18 protein-coding genes are annotated in these 17,535 nt (G+C 69.3%); 6 read left to right on the top strand and 12 right to left on the bottom strand.

Annotation, left to right across the window (positions count from 1 at the left end; translation table 11 throughout):
- Positions 1 to 34: 34 nt before the first annotated feature.
- From FBT69_03570 to FBT69_03560, 3 genes are all read right to left on the bottom strand, one after another.
- Positions 35 to 2,401, bottom strand: coding sequence for a DUF1028 domain-containing protein (locus tag FBT69_03570; protein MDL1903877.1), 2,367 nt, complete (start codon positions 2,399 to 2,401; stop codon positions 35 to 37).
- Between the two features lie 130 nt (positions 2,402 to 2,531).
- Positions 2,532 to 3,542, bottom strand: coding sequence for a hypothetical protein (locus FBT69_03565; GenBank protein MDL1903876.1), 1,011 nt, complete (start codon positions 3,540 to 3,542; stop codon positions 2,532 to 2,534).
- Between the two features lie 3 nt (positions 3,543 to 3,545).
- On the bottom strand, positions 3,546 to 5,444 hold the full coding sequence (locus FBT69_03560) for a S9 family peptidase (GenBank protein MDL1903875.1): 1,899 nt from the start codon (positions 5,442 to 5,444) through the stop codon (positions 3,546 to 3,548).
- A gap of 74 nt (positions 5,445 to 5,518) precedes the next feature.
- On the opposite strand from FBT69_03560, the gene FBT69_03555 reads away from it, so the two are divergent.
- From FBT69_03555 to FBT69_03545, 3 genes are all read left to right on the top strand, one after another.
- Positions 5,519 to 6,502, top strand: coding sequence for a GDP-L-fucose synthase (locus tag FBT69_03555; protein MDL1903874.1), 984 nt, complete (start codon positions 5,519 to 5,521; stop codon positions 6,500 to 6,502).
- Positions 6,503 to 6,619: 117 nt separating this feature from the next.
- The gene (locus FBT69_03550) at positions 6,620 to 6,886 is read left to right on the top strand and encodes a hypothetical protein (protein MDL1903873.1); all 267 of its coding nucleotides are present in this window, start codon (positions 6,620 to 6,622) and stop codon (positions 6,884 to 6,886) included.
- 75 nt (positions 6,887 to 6,961) lie between these two features.
- The gene (locus tag FBT69_03545) at positions 6,962 to 7,630 is read left to right on the top strand and encodes a hypothetical protein (GenBank protein ID MDL1903872.1); all 669 of its coding nucleotides are present in this window, start codon (positions 6,962 to 6,964) and stop codon (positions 7,628 to 7,630) included.
- 19 nt (positions 7,631 to 7,649) lie between these two features.
- Here FBT69_03545 and FBT69_03540 read toward each other — a convergent pair whose 3' ends face one another.
- The 9 genes from FBT69_03540 to FBT69_03500 form a co-directional block, all read right to left on the bottom strand.
- Positions 7,650 to 7,961, bottom strand: a complete 312-nt coding sequence (locus tag FBT69_03540) for a hypothetical protein (protein ID MDL1903871.1) — start codon at positions 7,959 to 7,961, stop codon at positions 7,650 to 7,652.
- An 842-nt stretch (positions 7,962 to 8,803) separates the two neighbouring features.
- Positions 8,804 to 9,130, bottom strand: a complete 327-nt coding sequence (locus FBT69_03535; protein MDL1903870.1) for a Na+/H+ antiporter subunit G — start codon at positions 9,128 to 9,130, stop codon at positions 8,804 to 8,806.
- A gap of 20 nt (positions 9,131 to 9,150) precedes the next feature.
- Positions 9,151 to 9,438 (bottom strand): cation:proton antiporter, encoded by a 288-nt coding sequence (locus tag FBT69_03530; protein ID MDL1903869.1) that lies wholly within the window; start codon positions 9,436 to 9,438, stop codon positions 9,151 to 9,153.
- The gene (locus FBT69_03525) at positions 9,435 to 9,920 is read right to left on the bottom strand and encodes a Na+/H+ antiporter subunit E (protein ID MDL1903868.1); all 486 of its coding nucleotides are present in this window, start codon (positions 9,918 to 9,920) and stop codon (positions 9,435 to 9,437) included. Before FBT69_03525 ends, FBT69_03530 begins: the two co-directional genes overlap by 4 nt.
- A complete protein-coding gene (locus tag FBT69_03520; protein ID MDL1903867.1) occupies positions 9,917 to 11,461 on the bottom strand; it encodes a Na+/H+ antiporter subunit D in 1,545 nt (514 codons plus the stop codon). Before FBT69_03520 ends, FBT69_03525 begins: the two co-directional genes overlap by 4 nt.
- Positions 11,458 to 11,805: a Na+/H+ antiporter subunit C gene (locus tag FBT69_03515; GenBank protein ID MDL1903866.1), complete on the bottom strand. Its 348-nt coding sequence runs from the start codon at positions 11,803 to 11,805 to the stop codon at positions 11,458 to 11,460. Before FBT69_03515 ends, FBT69_03520 begins: the two co-directional genes overlap by 4 nt.
- Positions 11,802 to 12,221, bottom strand: a complete 420-nt coding sequence (locus tag FBT69_03510; protein ID MDL1903865.1) for a Na+/H+ antiporter subunit B — start codon at positions 12,219 to 12,221, stop codon at positions 11,802 to 11,804. The genes FBT69_03515 and FBT69_03510 overlap by 4 nt, the downstream gene beginning before the upstream one ends.
- Positions 12,218 to 14,557, bottom strand: coding sequence for a putative monovalent cation/H+ antiporter subunit A (locus tag FBT69_03505; GenBank protein ID MDL1903864.1), 2,340 nt, complete (start codon positions 14,555 to 14,557; stop codon positions 12,218 to 12,220). The genes FBT69_03510 and FBT69_03505 overlap by 4 nt, the downstream gene beginning before the upstream one ends.
- Before the next feature lie 110 nt (positions 14,558 to 14,667).
- Positions 14,668 to 15,492: a helix-turn-helix domain-containing protein gene (locus FBT69_03500; protein ID MDL1903863.1), complete on the bottom strand. Its 825-nt coding sequence runs from the start codon at positions 15,490 to 15,492 to the stop codon at positions 14,668 to 14,670.
- Between the two features lie 179 nt (positions 15,493 to 15,671).
- Here FBT69_03500 and FBT69_03495 point away from each other — a divergent pair, with 179 nt between their 5' ends.
- From FBT69_03495 to FBT69_03485, 3 genes are read left to right on the top strand one after another with little or no spacing between them, the layout of a single operon-like run.
- A complete protein-coding gene (locus FBT69_03495; protein ID MDL1903862.1) occupies positions 15,672 to 16,130 on the top strand; it encodes a hypothetical protein in 459 nt (152 codons plus the stop codon).
- On the top strand, positions 16,121 to 16,825 hold the full coding sequence (locus tag FBT69_03490) for a hypothetical protein (protein MDL1903861.1): 705 nt from the start codon (positions 16,121 to 16,123) through the stop codon (positions 16,823 to 16,825). Before FBT69_03495 ends, FBT69_03490 begins: the two co-directional genes overlap by 10 nt.
- Positions 16,822 to 17,532, top strand: a complete 711-nt coding sequence (locus FBT69_03485; protein ID MDL1903860.1) for a GNAT family N-acetyltransferase — start codon at positions 16,822 to 16,824, stop codon at positions 17,530 to 17,532. The genes FBT69_03490 and FBT69_03485 overlap by 4 nt, the downstream gene beginning before the upstream one ends.
- Positions 17,533 to 17,535: the final 3 nt, after the last annotated feature.

Here is a 17,535-nt window from a genome sequence, read left to right as displayed (position 1 = left end):
CGCCACCGATCGTTGGAGGACGGCCTGGAAGACTTCAGTTCCCGGCCCAGGCGTTGAGGAACAGGACGGCGTCGCGCGAGTCGATGGTGGTGTCGCCGTTGAGATCGGCCCTTGCGTCCATGGCGGCGAAGTCGGAGAGGAACGCGATGAGGTCGCGCGTGTCCACGACGCCGTCGCCGTTCCAGTCGGCGGTCGCGGAGACGATGCGCAGTTCGGGCCTGGGCATGAGGATCACGGGCCTTGTGCTCCGCCCGTCGTCGATCAGCACGAGATACCGATCGACGCCGCGGGAGCCGGGTGGCGCGTCCTCGGTGGAGAGTTCCACCGTGTAGGTGCCGTCACCGTTGTCGATCGCGGCGTTTGCCTTCGCGATCCCGGCCGAGTCCGGCGCGTGCTCGACGGCAACCGCCAGCCCTGGCCCGACTGGGGCGTCCATCCAGTCCCGGGCGTCGATGGTGAGCGTCGCGGTTGCGCCGAGGGGGAGCCGGTCGGTGCTGAAGTGCGGCGCGGAGCGCACGGCGTCCGGCCTGCCGATGAGGTCGGCCCGCCAGGCGTCGTAGAGGACCTGCAACTGGACGACGGGATCGGGGCTTTGCTGGGACTGGAAGGCGACGTTGAACTCCATGTAGTAGTCTGCGGTCGCGCAGCCCGCGCCGTCGGCGAAGAGTCCGGTGCCGTGCCGTGGGTCCGCACCGCTGACGACCGTCAGCGCATTGAGTCCGCTGGAGTTCGCGGCCAGGTCCATGCGGCCATCGCCGTTGAAGTCGTGGACGGCGATGCGGTTGGGATTGCGCATCTCGCGGTAGGTTCGATCCTTGACGGGGAAGCCGCCGTCGGTTCCGAGGAAGACGGTGAAGGTGAACGACTGCGAGTCGGTGACGACGAGGTCGTTGACGCCGTCGCCGTCGAGGTCCGCGATGGCGACGGCAGTGGGTCGCGTGGGGTTGGCGAGGTCCGTTCGCTCGAACCCCCCCGGCCTGTTGAAAAGGATCGTCGCCGTCCCGTCGTTGAAGTTCGCCGTCGCGATATCGGGTCTTCCGTCGTTGTCGAGGTCGCCCGCGGCGATGGCGAAGGGTCGATCGCCGACGGGCATGTCGTGTGCGATCGTGAACGCGCCGGCGCCGTTGTTGATGAGCACGACCACGCGATCGCCCGTCTCATCCGCGACGATGAGATCGGGATGCCCGTCGAGGTTGAAGTCGGCCGTGGCGATCGAGGTGGGCACGCCGCCGACGGGGATGGAAGTCGCCGCGCCGAGCGAGCCGCCGGAGTTCAACAGCACCTTCACGGATGAGTCGGTGGACGAGACGAGCGCGGCGTCGTCGCCGTGCACGCCGTCGAAGTCCGCGGCGACGATGTCCTGGGGCGAGCCGCCAACGGTAACGGGCGTACCGGGAACAAAGAACCCGTTGCCGAGGTTGAGCAGGGTGCTCACCCTGCCGAGGGAGGCGTCAGCGGTGACGATGTCGGGATGCGGATCGTTGTTGACGAGGGCAACGGCCGCGGCGCGTGCCCCGCCGCCGACGCTGTAGACGTGGGGCTGCGGGGCGAACATGGCGTATGGCGAGCCGTTGCTGATGTTGAAGTGAATGGAGACGCGGCCCTGCTGCGAGTTCGCCACCACCACGTCCGTTCGTCCGTCGCCGTCCATGTCGCCCAGCGAGACGGTGCGCGGCTGGCTGGAGGCGCGGTACATGCCGTTGCACCCGAAGCCGTCGCCGTCGCGGGCGACGAGCATGTAGGCGATGTGGGCGGACTTTCCGGTCTCCGGGTCCCACCCGTCCGGCGGCGAGCCGCAGCCGTCGGCGGGGTTGCCGCAGTTGCAGCGTCCGTCGCCGCCCCAGACGCGCGCCTCCTGCATGCCGATCATCATGGCTTCGGCGAGGTCGGCGCCGTTGAGCAGCGCGTTCTCGATGGCGACGACGCACTGCGAGACGACCGGCTCGCCTGCGAGCACGTTGCCCTGCACAGCGTACACCACGTCGCCCACGCGCCCCGTCTGCCCGCCCGCCCACGAACCCGCTCCCGAACCCGTGAAAGTCGTCGCGTTCCCGTGCACGTCGGCCAAGCCGTACTGGCGCGTGTGGTGCGTGGGATCGAAGCCCGCGAGCAGGGCAATGATCTCGTCGGTGGGCACGCCTTCGAGCAGGCGGTCGCGGATGAAGGTCCGATTGAACCCGCCCTGGTCCACGAACGACTGCGCTGTCGCTCCGCCCAGCCGAGGGATCAGCACGGGCGTGCCGGCCTGCAGGTCGAAGGTGGTGAGGCACGTCGCCGAGCCGAGCGCGATCTCGCCCGTCCGCGTGTCGATGAGGACGATCGACCATGTGGCGGAGGCGGCTCCGGCGGCGACCGAAAGGGCGAGTGCGGCAACAGGCGCGCGAACGATGGTCCCGTGCATGGTCTGGTCCCTCGTGTGCGGATGGGGTCGTCCAGATCATCGGACGCCCGGCGTTGAGCGTACAGGAAGAGGACTCCGCGGCGAAGAGAGACGGTGAAAATCGCGGGCGCTCGGCCTTACCCCGTGGCCTTCAGGGGCCTGCCGCCACGACGCCGACCACCACCGCCCGGTGCGAACCGACGCCCGGATCGACCGTCCGCAAGCCCGTGGGCATCAGGCGCGGCCCGATCAGGGCATGGTCGATCGGCCAGAGTGGCGCGCGCCGCGGCCAGGTACCGGCAGGCCCGAGACCGGCGACCGCGTGCGCGTCGCGCAGCCCCGGCGCGGTTTCCCGAGCGAACAGGCGCAACGAGTGCGAGCCGCGGGTGATGTTGAAGTCCCCCACCACGATGTCCGGCGCGGGGAACCTTGCCGCGGCGCGGATCGACTCGGCAGCCTGCCGCGCGTTCGCCACGCGGGAGCGTCGCGGGTCCGAGGGGAAATCGACCACCCACAGCGTCAGGTCGCCCGCCGGCGTGTGTTCGAGCACGAACGCCGCGGCCCGACCGGGGTCTTCGTCCGAGCGCGAGGCAGGATTCCCGTGTGGACGGAAGACCGTCGCGCCGAGACGCGCGACGGGCCAGCGCGACACGACGACGAACGGCCAGGTGTGCGCGACGAAGGGCGCGTCGTCAAAGTTCCTCGCGAGCGTGTCCAGGTTCGTCGCCGACGATGCGTTGGCGATGACGTAAACGTCGGCGACCGGGAGCGCGAGTTCGGAAGCATCCCCGATCCGCTCGGCCGCGAGATTCAGGAAGAGCAGCGTGGCCGACGACGAAACGCCCGTCTCCAAACGGGCCGCGGTCAGGAAGCGGTAGACCCGCCAGTCCGCGCCGAGCACGATCGCAAGCGCGCCGATCGCAACGACAACCGCGATCGGCCTGGTCCGGTGCCGGCGCCGATCGATCGCGAGCGAGAGCGCGACCAGTGTCATCGCCCCCAGCGGCCACGCCCATTGCGGCGCCCACCACACCCACTGCGTGACGACCGCCCGATCCGTGCATAGCCGCGCGAGCAGGAAGACCATGAGGCACGCCAGCGCACCGGCGGCCAACGCACGGGCGGCACGCCTGCGGCGCGGGCTGTGCCGTCGGCCTCGCATCGATCACTCGCCGCGAAGGTGGGCTTCGAGGAATGCGGCGATACGCTCCGCGGCCGTGATGCGGTTCTCCTTCTTCAGGAACCCGTGCCCCTCGTCGTCGAAGACGAGGTAGTCCACGGTCGCCCCGTTCTCGCGTGCGGCGGCGACGAGGTCGTCCGATTCCGCCTTCAGCACGCGCGGGTCGTTCGCGCCCTGGATGACCATGAGCGGGCGGACGATGTTCCCCGCATGGAAGAGCGGCGAGATGGCGTGCAGGCGTTCGCGGTCGGTCGCCGGGTCGCCCATCTCGGCGTAGAGCGAGTCGCGGAACGCCGCCCACCACGGCGGGATGGACTCCAGCGTCCGCACCCAGTTGGTCACGCCGAAGATGTTGACGCCCGCGTCGAAGGCCTCGGGGTGGAAGGTGAGCGCGGCGGCGACGATGAACCCGCCGTAGGAGCCGCCGATGATGGCGATACGGTCCGGGTCGATCCAGTCGAGCGATGCGAGGTACGTTCGCGCGTGGACGCAGTCCTTCAGGTCGCCCCCGCCGTGGTCGCGGTCGTCCATGTGGAAGAACGTCTTGCCGTAGCCGGACGAGCCACGGTTGTTGACGGCCAGCACCGCGTACCCCTGGTTCACGAGGAACTGGACGAGGGCGTTGTAGCCTGTGCGGCTCTGCCCGCCAGGCCCGCCATGCACCCACACGAGCGCGGGCGCCTTGTTCTGCGCCGACGCCCCGTGGGGACGGTAGAGCAGCGACGGGATCTCCACACCGTCGAATGACGGATAGCGCACGACCTCGCTCTCGACGAGGTGCTCCTGCTTCATGGCGGGGCTGAGCGATCGCGTGATCTGGTGGACCTGCCCCGAGCCGAGCTCGGCGGAGTAGATGTTCGCGGGGGAGGTGTCGCCGTTCACGACCAGCGCGACCCGCTTGCCGTCCCGAGAGAACGTGATGCCGGTCACGTCGCCGCGAGGGAACTCGGGCAGGGCGAGCGGGGTGCGCGAGGGCCACTCCTCCGCACGCAGGACGGTCCGCGCGTCCGCGTTCACGGCGACCACGCGGTACCGGCCGTCGCGCGAGAACGACGTGAACGCCACGTCCCAGTCGGCCCGGTCCAGCACGCGGTGGTTGCGTTCACCCTGGGGGACGCCCGCAAGGACGAAGGTGCGGGTGTGGACGAACTCCGAGTCTGCGTTCGAAGTGAAGATGAGTGTCGTGCTGTCCGGCGTGAACGCCGCGACGCCGTGGCTCACGGGCGGCTCGTGCGGCGTGACGAGCCTCGCCTCGCCCGTCGTCACGTCAGCCAGGTAGACGTCCGAGTCCGCGTTGGTGTGGGTCTTCGTGAGCGCAACCCACCGGCAGTCCCGACTGACCGCGCCGATCGACCAGCCCTCGGTGTTCTCGAAGTAGAGCGTGCGCGTGTAGTCGTCCGCGTCATAACGGTACAGGTCGAAGTGCCGCGGGTCGCGCTCGTTGGTCAGGACGTAGAAGGCTGTCTCGTCGCCGGACCACCCGAGGAACTGGGCCTTGAGGTTCTCCCCGGGCGTCAGGTCGTGCGTCGTGCCGTCGGGCAGCAGCACGAACAGGTGGTTCAGCTCGTTCCCGCCCTGGTCGGCGGTGAACAGGACGCGGTCGTCCTCGGGGAACGTCGAGACGGCGAAGTGCGCGTGGTCCCTGGAGAACGTGAGCTGCGTCGGCTCGCCACCCCCGAACGGCACCGAGTACACGTTGAACACCCCGGAGGCGTCCGAGTGATAGACGATCCTCGACCCGTCGTGCGTGAACGACGGCCCGCCCACCGCGACCGTGTCGTAGAACTGACGGGCGGTGTAGCGCGGCGCTGCCTGGGCCAGCGCGAGAGACGGCGCAGCGAGCAGCACGGCAACGATCGGCAGCAATGGGGGGGCTTGACGCACGGCGTACACTCCTTCGGCCTCGCGGCCACGGCGGCGTGGATGACGATACGCGGGCGGAGAGCGAGGAGCGTGCGATGCCGGGCGGGTTCGACTGGTCCGACAAGCGGGTCATCGTCACGGGGGGGGCGGGCTTCGTCGGACGCGAGGTCTGCCGCCTCCTCCGCGAGCGAGGCGTCTCCGACGATCGCCTCTTCGTCCCCCGACGACGCGACTATGACCTCACCGATGCGGCACAGGTCGGGCGGTTGTACCGCGAGGCGTTCCGGCACGGCAAGGCGGACCTCGTGCTCCACCTGGCCGCGGAGGTCGGCGGCATCGGGGCGAACCGACGCAGCCCGGGCCGCTTCTTCTTCGCCAACATGGCCATGGCGCTCAACCTCATCGAGGGCGCACGCCTCGACGGCCTGCCCGAGCGCGGCGGCAAGTTCGTCCAGGTCGGGTCCATCTGCTCATACCCGAAGTTCACGCCCGTCCCCTTCCGCGAAGAGGAACTCTGGAACGGCTACCCCGAGGAGACCAACGCCCCATACGGCATCGCCAAGAAGGCCGCGGGCGAGATGCTCGCCGCCTACGGCCGCCAGTACGCCATGCGCGGCGCCTACGTGCTGCCGGTGAACCTCTACGGCCCGTGGGACAACTTCGACCCCGAGTCCAGCCACGTCGTCCCCGCCCTCATCCGCAAGTGTGCCGAGGCGAAGCAGCGCGGCGACGCGAAGATCGTCTGCTGGGGGACGGGAACGGCGACGCGCGAGTTCCTCTACGTCGACGACGCCGCGGCCGGCATCGTCCGCGCCGCCGAGACCATGGACGAGCCGACCCCCATCAACCTCGGCGCGGGCAGCGAAATCTCCATCCGCGACCTCGTCGCCCTCATCGTCAAGGCCACCCGCTTCCAGGGCGCGATCGAATGGGACACCACCAAGCCCGACGGCCAGCCGCGCCGATCCCTCGACACCTCCCGCGCGGCGACGCTGCTGGGGTGGAAGGCGAAGGTCGGGCTTGAGGAAGGGCTGCGGCGGACGGTGGCGTGGTACGAGGAGCAGGGGCAGGGGAAGTAGCCGATTTGCTCAGGCGGCACACCGATGCCGCGCGATCGGCGCGCCCACCCGCACACGCAGCGTCCCCTTGTCTACGTGAGGCCGATCGTCGGCCGCACGTGTGCAGGAGGCGCATCCATGGATTCCGTGTTCTGGTCGGTGTGGACGTGGGGCTGGGCGTTCGTGCTGTTCGTGGCGCTGCCGATCACGGCGGTGTACGCGGCGGCGCGCTGGGGTTCGGAGCGTGCGGCCGGGGCGCTGTACGAGGCGCCCCGGCCGCTCGTGGTGTTCGGCTTGGTTCTCCTCGCCGTTCTGGTCCCCCTCGTCGTGGCCTACGAACCCTCCCTGCCCGGCTTCTCCCGGGCGAGGAGCGGCATCGCCGAGGGATGGCTTGCGGTGGCGTGAGGCACGGAAGGCAATCAGTTCGCGGCAGAGCCTGCTCCGCCGCGCGCGTGCGGCACTCTTGGAGATGCCGAGATCGTGAGAGACTTCCACGATCGTCTTGCCTTTGGCGAGGTCGAGCGCAAGACGCGCGTCCTGCTCGGGGAGTTGTCGAATGAACTCGGCGAGGAGTTCGAGTTCCTCGCGCCCCATCGCGGCGTGGATGCCGTGCGCTGCCGGATCGGCCGCCTCGTAGCCGTCGTGCATGGCGACGAATCGTGTCCGAGCGTTGCGCTTCGTCGTGTCGAGCGAGAAGGCGTCCGCTCCGTGCCGGCCGATCCGGTGCTGGAGGTTGTTCACGACGCGACACAGAAGCGCCAGCCGATCGCAATGGTCGCGCGGGTCGTGGCCGAGCCTCACCGGCCCGATGAGGCGGCGTCCGCAACGGTCGGCCCAGTCGTAGAGCTCGACCGCGAGCGGTGCGGACTCCTCTCCGCCGTCAACGCGCGAGCAGTACTCCTCGACAATCTCCCCGGCCGCGTCGTGGAGATCGTGCGCCTGCCGATCGAGCCGCTCGGCGATTCTCTGCAAGTCGATGTTGATGCTTTTCCAGTGCGCGTCCGATGCGTCGTCGTGTGGCATGTCCTTTCCCCGGACCCCCAGTTGGCGTTTGACACTCCCCTCGTCTACCTGGTTCCCCGCGCTTCACCCGGGCAAGAAAAAACGCCGGGCGGAATCGCCACGGCGAGGAGGTGGTTCGGTTTGTGAGTCCTGACAAACGGGGCGTTCAGTCGCCGGCGTTTCGTCGAACGCCGCTCGCACGCCCGCTTGGCCGGACGCCGCTTGGGTCTTCGCGGGGCCGGCTCGCGGCTTCTCGCTCCGCAAGAACGCGGGCTCCCGCGCGGAGTCGCATCCAGCATTCGACCGCGCGCTCGAACGCGCGGACTTCGCCCCGGGTTGTGCATCGTTCGAGCCATCGGTCCACAAAGCGGTCGTAGTCGTCGCGCGGGATGCGCTCGTGCCTGCACAACTCGACGAACTCGTCGTGCGCGTCGTCGAGCCACGGCGGCTGATTGACGGACGTCCGTGCCCGTCTCATGGCTTTCGTGTCCTGCGGCATAGGAACTGATGGTACCGGCCCCGCCGCCGGTGCGGCGGATGCCGATGTCCCTACGCCCGGCTCGCGATCGTGCGGGGAGCGACTTTCGCTCCCCGTGCCCACGGGCCACGCATCGGCCCGGTGGGTTCACGGTCTTGAGCCGCGAAGAGCGGCGTGTTCTGCGCAGTCATCGGGGGTTCTCCTCTGGCGCGGTGCGCCGGTGGTCGTTGCTCCGTGAAATCGACGCCTGCTCGCCCTTTCAGGCGGCCCAGGTCGCCACTGTCCACACGATGGGCGCGATGGCGATCGCGCCCGCGACGGCACTGGCCGCGATCCAGCCCCACGGCCAGCGACGGCTCCAACCCTCGCTCCCGTTCGTGTTGCGTTCGTTCATTCGACACCTCCTGTCAAGCAGCGCGGCCGCACGGCCGGATCACGCGATCCGAGGCCCTGCGGCCGGAAATCGACGCAGAAACAGACTGCGGACGAACAGCGCCGCGAGTGGCAACGCCATCGCCGTAGCCTCTGGCACCCCAGCCAGCCGCACCGTTCGCGCGACGTGCCGCGGGGTTCGGCCTGCTCTCGCGACTGCTTCCCCATCCGCTCATGACCAACCTCCCTGAGCACGCGCCGATGTGGGCGACTCATCAGGAAGGGGACGCCCAGGATGTCGGAGCGCACGCCGGACGGAAGAAAAGACGTCGATCAGGGGATACACCCTGTTCTTGACCTGAGCGACGCCCATCGTCCACGGGCGTCAGAGCGATGCCGAGCGGCGCTGCTCTCAGCAGTCGCGGCGATCATGCGGCACGGAGCGGAGTATTGCGGCAGAGACTCCTTCCTCAGTCCCTTTCTTCGCCCGGATTCCTGCCGCGTGCCTCCCGCAACTCATCGATCCCCGTCCGCTCCCAGAGGGGCGTGCGAACCGAGTACGCTGCGCGGCAGATGACGTGCGCCGCCACCGGCGCGGTCAGGAACAGGAACGCAACCACCAGCAGTGCGCGCACGGCTACCCCCATCTCGCCGAAGTGCACCGCGGCCGCCACCACCAGGAACAGCACCCCCAGCGTCCCGGCTTTCGTCGAGGCCTGCAGGCGCGTGAACAGGTCCGGCATCCGAACCACGCCCACCGCGCCCAGCAGCCCGAAGATCGCACCGACGACCAGCATCACGGCCACGATCGCGTTGTTCACTTGGGCGTCCCCTTCTGCAGGTAGTACGCGAACGCCACGGTCCCCACGAACATCAGCAGCGCGATCACCACCGACACCATCATGTAGATCGGCTCGTCCTCCAGGATGGCGTACACCGCCGTTCCGCCCACCGCGAGCGTCCCGATCAGGTCCAGCGCGACGACCCGGTCCGGCAGGCTCGGGCCGCGGAGCAGCCTGATCGAAGCGAGCACCACCGACAGCCCGACCACCGCCATGACGACGTGCAGCGTGTGCTCCAGGATTGTCGCGCTGATTTCGTTCATCGCAAAGCCTTCAGCACGCGCCGCTCGAACCCCGACTTGATGTCGTACCGGATCACCTCGGGATCCGTGTACGACATCACGTGCACGTACAGCGTTCGCCGGCCGGTCCGGTCGCACTCCTCGATGTCCACGCTCAGCGTGCCGGGCGTCAGCGTGATGAGGTTCGACAGCACCGTCAGCTCCGTCTCGTTCATCGGCTCCAGTGGCACCGCGATCACACCGGGGCGCATCCGGTTCAGGGGCATCACCGTGTAGTACGCCATCTTGAAGTTCGCCAGCACCAGTTCCACCACGAAGTACAGCGCCAGCCCGAGCAGCTCCCACGCGTCCCGGAAGTACTTGTTCTCCTGCAGCACCGACCGCATCAGCAGCAGCACCACGAACCCGATCGCGTAGCCCACGGCCAGGCTCGGCGCGGAGAAGTTCTCCATCGTCGCCGCCCAGAGCAGCGCCAGCACGACGTTCCAGACCAGCAGTCTCACGGCTCCACCCCCCGGGCCGGCGTCACGAACGCCTCGCCCAGCACCGCCCCCACGTACACCTCCGGGTTCAGCAGCTGCCCGGCCGCAAGCAAGGAAAACTCGAACACCGGCTGCGCCGCCAGCCCGATCGCCACCGTGATCGCCGCCAGCGAGGCGATCGGCGCCAGCATCCCCATCGGCGTGCGATCAGCCTTCACGGGCGGCTCACCCTCCTCTTCTTCTTCTGGCGATTTCCAGAACGCCTCCGCCCAGATCTTCGTCATCGAGAAGAGCGTCATGATGCCTACCAGCAGCGCCACCGCCACGTACAGGTACGCCCGTTCGTCCAGCGCAGCGCGGATCAGGATCAGTTTCGCCCAGAATCCCGAGAGCGGCGGCACGCCCGCCAGCGACATCGCCGGGATCATGAACAGCAGCGCCACGAACGGCGCGCTCGCATACACCCCCGCTCGCCCCGCTCGCCCGAGGTCCGAAGTCCCTCGGATCCGGTGCGCCACCCCGGCCACCAGGAACAGGTTCGCCTTCACCACGATGTGGTGCGTGATGTAGAAGACCGTTCCCGCCACCGCCAGCGGCGTGAGCAGCGCGACCCCGAGGATCATGTACCCGATCTGGCTGATGATGTGGAACGAGAGCACTCGCCGAAACTCGGTCTGCGCCGCCGCGCCAAGCACGCCCGAAACCATCGTCAACGCGGCCACCCACAGCAGGATCGTGTGCGTGTATCCCGTGTCGTGCACGAAGATCAGGGTGAACACGCGCACGATGGCGTACACGCCGACCTTCGTCAGCAGCCCCGCGAAGAGCGCTGACACCGCGAACGGCGGCGTGTGGTAGCTCGCCGGCAGCCAGAAGAACAGCGGGAAGACCGCCGCCTTGATCCCGAACGACACCATGAACAGCATCGCCACGATCGTCACGACGTGCCCTCGGCCTTCCGCCACCGCCTCCGCCGCGCGCACGGAGAGGTGCGCCATGTTCAGCGTCCCGAGCGTCCCGTAGAGCAGCCCCGATGCCGACAGGAAGATCGCCGAGGAGATCAGGTTCAGCGTCACGTACTTGATCGCCCCCTCCAGCTGCCCCCGTTCGCTCCCCAGCGAGAGCAGCACGAACGACGAGAGCAGCAGGATCTCGAAGCACACGTAGAGGTTGAAGATGTCTCCCGTCAGGAACGCCCCGCACACGCCGGCCAGCAGCACGTGCGTCAGCGGGTAGTACAGGAACCGCTTGCGGGGCAGGTCCACGCTCGCCACCGAGTACACCACCACCGCCAGACCCGTCACCGCGGCGAGCAGGACCATGATCGCCCCGAACGCGTCCGCCACGAAGGTGATGCCGAAGGGCGCGCGCCACCCGCCCGAGTCCATCGTCAGGATTTCACCCGTCGCCGTCCGCGCCAGCAGCGCGACCGCCACGAGCACCAGGGCGACCGCACCGGCGATGCTCACCGTCTGCTGGGCGCGCAGTGACCGGTGCCCGAGCATGCCCAGGCACGCCGTTCCGAGCGGGATCAGGACCGGCAGGATCGACAGCGCGTTCAATGGTCCGTCCCCGTGAACTCGTCCGTGTCGTCCGTGCCCACCGCCCGGTAGGCCCGGCTCACCAGCACCATCATGAATGCCACTACGCCGAACCCGATCACGATCGCCGTCAGGATCAACGCCTGCGGCACCGGGTCCGCGTGCGGCGTATCCGGCGTCAGAGCACCCGTTTCCACCAGCGGCGCCTGCGCCCGCACCAGCCCGCCGGACGCGAAGATCAGCAGGTTCGCCCCGTGGCTCAAGAGAATCAGCCCCATGATGAGTTTCACGATGCTCCGGCGCACGATCAGGTAGATCCCTGCCGCGAACAGCCCGCCCACCAGCAACGCCAGGAGGAGTTTCATGCGTTCTCCTCCAGCAGCGAGAGCACGATCGTCATCACCACCCCGATCACCACGAAGTAGACGCCGATGTCGAACACCAGCGGCGTGCCCACCTTCACCTCGCCGAACCCCGGGAACGGCACGCTCACCCACAACCCGGTCAGGAACGACTGCCCGGACGCGAGCGCCAGGCACCCCGCCACCAGCGCGAACGCCAGCCCCAGCGCCATCACCACCACCAGGTCCGCCCGCAGCGCGGTGCGCGTGGCCCGCGGACCGAACGCCATCCCGTGCAGCGCGAAGCCCGCCGCCCCGATCAGCCCGCCGATGAACCCCCCACCCGGCTTGTTGTGCCCCTGGAGCATGACCACGATCGAGAACACCAGCAGCAGCGGCAGCAGGTACCGCGTCGCGGTCTGGAGGATGGTCGAGTTCATCGCTCGCCCCCGTTCTGCCCGGCCTTCGTCGCTCCCTCGCGTGTCGTCGGGTCCAGTTTCATGAGGGCATAGACGCCCACCGCCGCCACCACCAGCACCACGATCTCGCCCATCGTGTCCAGCGCGCGGAAGTCAACCAGGATCACGTTCACCACGTTCCGCCCGTGCGCACGGGGGTAGCTGTTGGCCGCGTAGAAGTCCGACACCGTCATGTCCGGTCGGTGATCCGCGACCACGAGCACCAGCGCCGCCATCGCCGCCCCGCCCGCGAGCGCGACCAGCAGGTCCCTCAGTTTCTCGCGGCGCGTGGAGAAGTTGCGGAAATCCGGCAGCATGTAGAAGACCAGCACGAGCAGCACCACCGCCAGCGTCTCGATGCACACCTGCGTGAGCGCCAGGTCCGGCGCGCCGAACAGGACGAAGATGATCGCGATCCCGTACCCGACCAGCCCCAGCCCCGCGATCGCGGCCAGCCGGTTCCTCGCCACCGCCGTGAACCATGCCCCGATCAGGAGCAGCAGGACCAGCCCGATCTCGTACGGCCGCGCGTCGCCGACGTCCGGCAGCGCATCCAGCGGCGTGCGGAGCATGAAGGTCGCGCCGACCGCGAGCACCAGCACGCCGAAGGTCATGAACGCGTAGCGACGCAGCGAGCCTGATTGCAGCACCCGCGTCTGCGCGTCGGCGAACCCGAGTGTCGCGGCCAGCGCGTGCTCGTAGAGCCGCGACGGTCCGATCGCGTCGAGCGGCCGCGTCGCGGGCTCCGCCGTGCGCACGATCGCCCACTGCGACCGGAACAGCGCCACGCCCAGCACGAGCGCCGCTCCACTCAACGCGAGCGCGAGGTTCAGCCCGTGCCAGAGCGCCACGTGCGGGTGCGCCTGCGCGTTCAGCGCGGCCGCCGCAGCCGGCTCCACCAGCGGCGTCGCGAACATCCCCGGCGCCACCGCCGCCGCAAGCCCGAGCGACGCCAGCGCGCCGGGCCCCAGCAGCAGCGAGGGTGGGGGCTCGTGGGCCTCGCGCTTCGTCTCGCGCTGCGCCCCGAAGAACGGCGCGAACCCCACCCGCAGCGCCACCGCCACCCCCAGCGCGGCCGCCGCCACGAACATCACGGTCAGCGCGTATCCCTCGCGGCCCGAGTCCGCGTCCGGCAGGACCGCCTTGATCGCCAGTTCCTTCGCGATGAATCCGACCATCGGGGGTACGCCCGCCATCGACAGCGCTGCCAGCGCGCCCGCCGCAGCCAGCATCGGCATCGAGCGCCGAAGCCCGCCGAGCTTTGTCACGTCCTTTTCGCCGGTCTCGTGGTCGATCGCTCCCGCCATCATGAACAGCGCGCCCTTGTAGAAGGCGTGCGCCAGCAGGAACACCATCGCCGCCTCGACCGCGTAGGTCGTTCCCACACCCAGCGCCATCACGATCGTGCCCAGCGCGCTCACCGTCGAGTACGCCAAGATGAGCTTCATCGTCGTCTGCCGGAACGCGAGCCACGCCCCGATCAGCATCGTCGCCGCCCCGAACCACGTCAGCAGCCCGTTCCACAACTCGCTCTCGCCCAGCGATGGCGTCAGCCGCGCGAGCAGATAGATCCCCGCTTTCACCATCGTCGATGAGTGCAGGTACGCGCTCACCGGCGTCGGGGCGGCCATCGCCGACGGCAGCCAGAAGTGGAACGGGAACTGCGCCGACTTCGTGAACGCCCCGAACACCAGCAGCAGCACGATCGGCACGTACAGCCCGTGCTCCCGGATCGCCTCCCGGTGCAGTAGCAGGTGCGAGATGCGCATGTCCCCCGCCACCGACCCGAGCATCAGCGCGCCAGCCAGGATCGCCAGCCCGCCAAGCCCCGTCACCAGCAGCGCCTGCAGCGCGGACTTGCGCGCCTTCTCGTCCGCGTGGTCGAACCCGATCAGCAGGTACGAACTGACGCTCGTCAGTTCCCAGAACACGAACAGCACGATCAGGTTGTCCGCCAGCACCACCCCCAGCATCGACCCCATGAACATCAGCAGGTAGGCGTAGATGCGCCCGAGGTGCCGGTGCCCGGTGAGGTACCCCCCCGCGTACACGAAGATCGCCGCTCCGATCCCCGCGATCAACGTCACCATCAGCAGCGAGAGGCCGTCCATCCGCAGGTGCAGGTCCGCCCCGAGGCCCGGCGTCCAGGCGTGCGATTCGACCACCGCTCCCTCGCCCCGCGCCGCCAGCGAGAGAAACAACGCGGCCAGCGACGCCGGCAACACCGCGATCACCCACCCCGAGAATCTCCCCAGCGCACGGTGAATCGCCGGCGCGAAGGGCGCGAGGACAAACCCCGAAAGCACCGCGAGCAGCAGCGTCAATGCACGATTCCCCGCCCGGCAGGCGCACGATGCGCCGCCCCGGCCGCATCATACAAAGTGGTGGCGAGGGCGTCCCGCCCCGCCCGCCGCACCGTCCGCCGTGCTCAGGGAATCGCGCGCATCACCGAAACCGCCGGGTACAGCCCCGCCACGTGCTCGCGCGGCAGCACCCGCGGCGGATACGACGGATTCAGCGGCTGCAGCCGGATCAACTCCCGCCCCGCCGCGTCCGTCTCCAGGTACACGCGCTTGAACGTCGTCTCGTGGTCCGGCTCGATCCGGGCGAAGCAGTCCGCGCCCGATCGCACCGTCCGCGCCGGGCTGAACACCACCACGTCCCCCTCCCGGTAGTCCGGCAGCATCGAGTCGCCCACCACTCGCGCCGCGAATGCGTCCGGGTCCGCCAGGTCCGGGCAGCGTACGTACTCGTCCGCAACACGCGCCGGGTACCCGAGATCGGTGAACTCGCGCGGATACCCGGCGGCCACCCGGTTGATCAACGGCACCTCAAACGGCAGCGCGACCGGCTCGGGTGACGCCGGCGCAAGCCGCTCGATCAACCGGCGCAACTCGCCCGATCGGTAGGCATCGTCCAGCGAGCCTGCCAGCAACTCAGCGAGCCGCTGCGCCGCGGCCCGATCCTGGCGGAGTGTGCCAAGTTCACGCCTGATCGCGGGCGTTGCGGTCTCCCACCCCGCCGCTCGCATCAGCGTTTCCGGCTTCAGGAACAACGCCTCTTCCAGCCGGCGCAGCAGTGCCTCGCTCGGCGGCCCGCAGCGCGTGTTTTCCACCGCCGACAGGTAACTTTTCGAACACCCCACGCGCTCCGCCAACTGCTCCAGCGTCAGACGGCGCGCCCGCCGCGCATCGCGGACCAGGTCGCCAACCGAAACGCTCATGCCCGGTGTCGCTTGCTGCGCCATGTCCATCGCTCTGCCTCGTTTCGGTTGGACCCGGATCACATCGCCTGTTCCTGTGCGCTTGTTCCCTGTTATACCATACAGAGACCTTGCAAAATGTCCAGTGATCTGGGAATATTGGTCCAATGTTCAATGAACATCAAACTTTGACCACATGAAAACACTTGGTTTTGTGCAGGAGAGCAACCATGGCGATCATGCAACGTGGAGTCGCGCTGGCTCGATTGGACCACGCTGTCGATCTCCGCAGGCGCCGATCCCGTGAGGCCGCGGAAACCATGATCGATCGTGCGCGACTCCTCCCGCCGGACGACCGTGCCCTGATCGAGGCCGTCTTCCGCGATGGTCTGCCGGTCGCCCGCATCGCTGCTCTCGCCACGGGCGACTCGGAGCCTGCGGACCACTCCACCCGCGCGCGCACCCTGCGCCGGCGCATCCGCAGACTCACGACACGTCTCCTCTCACGCGAATACGCCTTCGTCGCCGAGCAACTGGCCGACTGGTCCCCGACTCGACGCCGCGTCGCCACCGCCTGCGTCCTGCACGGCCGCTCCATCCGCAACGCCGCCGACGAACTCCGCCTCTCGCTCCACACCGTCCGGTGCCACCGCGCCGCCATTGCAGAACTCGTGGAGGCATGGTCGTGACGGGCGCTCCGCTCGGCCTGCGCGTGATGCCCTGCTCGGTGCGCCCGAGCGAGCGCACGCTCCGTGCCTGCGCCGCCTTCGGCATCGCGCTCGATCGCGCCGTGCGTACGCGCGCCGCTCTGCCGGCGAACGGACCGCGCCTCGCACGCCTCGTCGTCCGTCGTCTGCGCCGCGGCGGCGTCGCCCTCCTCACAGGCCCGAGCGGGAGCGGCAAGTCCTCTCTCCTCCGCATCGCTCGCTCCGCTCTCCGCGCGCACGGTTTCGCCGTCGTGCTCGCCGGACCTGTTGTCCCCCGCGCCCACGCCCGCGCCATGATGGACGTCATTGGCGGGACGGTTGAGGACGCGATGCACGCGCTCGGCACGGCCGGACTCGCCGACGCCACGCTCTGGCCGCGCACGCCCGCCGAACTCTCCGAAGGCCAGCGCTGGCGCCTGGGCCTCGCGCTCGCCGCGCGGCGTGCGCGTCCGGGATCGTGCGTTATCGCCGACGAGTTCTGCTCGACGCTCGACCGCACCACCGCACGCTGTGTCGCCGCTGCCTTCCGTCGATGGATCGCGCGCACGCCCGGCCTGTGCACCCTCTGCGCCACGGCGCACGCCGACCTCGGCGACGCGCTCGCCCCACGCCTCACCATCGAACTCGGGCTGGACGGCCGAGTCCGGCTCCACCGCGGAAGGCGGGTGACGCCATGACGAACACCGGGAACCCCGTCATCGAACCGGGCACGATGCACGACTACGACGCGCTCTCCGTCTTCCACTACCGAGCCGGCCCGCCCGCGACGGCCGCCCGTGCCCGCAACGGCGCACCCGCCGTCCTGCGCGCCCGCGACGCCGATTCCGGATCGCTTGCCGGCGTTCTCGTCGTCTCCATGCCCACGCTGAACGGTTCTTGGCGAGATCTCGCCTGGCCGGGGCGCTACTCGACGGGCGACAAGCGCCGCGACGCCGCGCGCATCAACGCCGAGCTCCGTTGCATCTCGCGTGTCGTCGTCGATCCGCGCTGGCGAGGCCTTGGCGTGGCCCGCAGGCTCGTCCGCGCCTACCTCGACGCCCCGCTCACGCCCGCCACCGAGGCTCTTGCCGCGATGGGCAGCGTCTGCCCGTTCTTCGAGCGCGCAGGGATGACCGCCTATTGTCTCCCGCCCGCGCCGCAAGACGCTCGCCTGCTCGACGCCCTCTGGGAATGCGGCGTCGAGCCGTGGTCGCTCCTCGACGCCAGGCTCGCGCGGCGCACGCTCGACCGCCGACCGTGGCTCGAACGCGAGCTGCGCGCTTGGGCGCGCGGCTCGCCAGCCACGCGCCGCCACGCCGGCGCGGCAGCGCCCTCGCTCGCGCGCCTCGCCGCCGCCCGTGTTTCCGTCCGCATGACCGCCTACGCCGCGGTCGGGGAGGCATGAACA

Source organism: Synechococcales cyanobacterium CNB (assembly GCA_030263455.1).
Taxonomy (GTDB): domain Bacteria; phylum Planctomycetota; class Phycisphaerae; order Phycisphaerales; family UBA1924; genus CAADGN01.
The sequence above is the reverse complement of the archived record's forward strand: the minus strand, read 5'-3'. Positions and strand labels throughout refer to the sequence as shown.

Excerpts from the sequence above, each read along its gene's own strand:
- FBT69_03515 (MDL1903866.1), bottom strand. The coding sequence starts at position 11,805 with ATGAAACTCCTCCTGGCGTTGCTGGTGGGCGGGCTGTTCGCGGCAGGG.
- FBT69_03540 (MDL1903871.1), bottom strand. The coding sequence starts at position 7,961 with ATGAGACGGGCACGGACGTCCGTCAATCAGCCGCCGTGGCTCGACGAC.
- FBT69_03510 (MDL1903865.1), bottom strand. The coding sequence starts at position 12,221 with ATGAACTCGACCATCCTCCAGACCGCGACGCGGTACCTGCTGCCGCTG.
- FBT69_03530 (MDL1903869.1), bottom strand. The coding sequence starts at position 9,438 with ATGAACGAAATCAGCGCGACAATCCTGGAGCACACGCTGCACGTCGTC.
- FBT69_03495 (MDL1903862.1), top strand. The coding sequence starts at position 15,672 with ATGGCGATCATGCAACGTGGAGTCGCGCTGGCTCGATTGGACCACGCT.
- FBT69_03570 (MDL1903877.1), bottom strand. The coding sequence starts at position 2,401 with ATGCACGGGACCATCGTTCGCGCGCCTGTTGCCGCACTCGCCCTTTCG.
- FBT69_03555 (MDL1903874.1), top strand. The coding sequence starts at position 5,519 with ATGCCGGGCGGGTTCGACTGGTCCGACAAGCGGGTCATCGTCACGGGG.
- FBT69_03485 (MDL1903860.1), top strand. The coding sequence starts at position 16,822 with ATGACGAACACCGGGAACCCCGTCATCGAACCGGGCACGATGCACGAC.
- FBT69_03535 (MDL1903870.1), bottom strand. The coding sequence starts at position 9,130 with ATGCTGGTCGTCGGTGCGATCTTCGGGCTGCTGGGCGCGGTGGGCGTG.
- FBT69_03490 (MDL1903861.1), top strand. The coding sequence starts at position 16,121 with ATGGTCGTGACGGGCGCTCCGCTCGGCCTGCGCGTGATGCCCTGCTCG.
- FBT69_03550 (MDL1903873.1), top strand. The coding sequence starts at position 6,620 with ATGGATTCCGTGTTCTGGTCGGTGTGGACGTGGGGCTGGGCGTTCGTG.
- FBT69_03565 (MDL1903876.1), bottom strand. The coding sequence starts at position 3,542 with ATGCGAGGCCGACGGCACAGCCCGCGCCGCAGGCGTGCCGCCCGTGCG.
- FBT69_03500 (MDL1903863.1), bottom strand. The coding sequence starts at position 15,492 with ATGGACATGGCGCAGCAAGCGACACCGGGCATGAGCGTTTCGGTTGGC.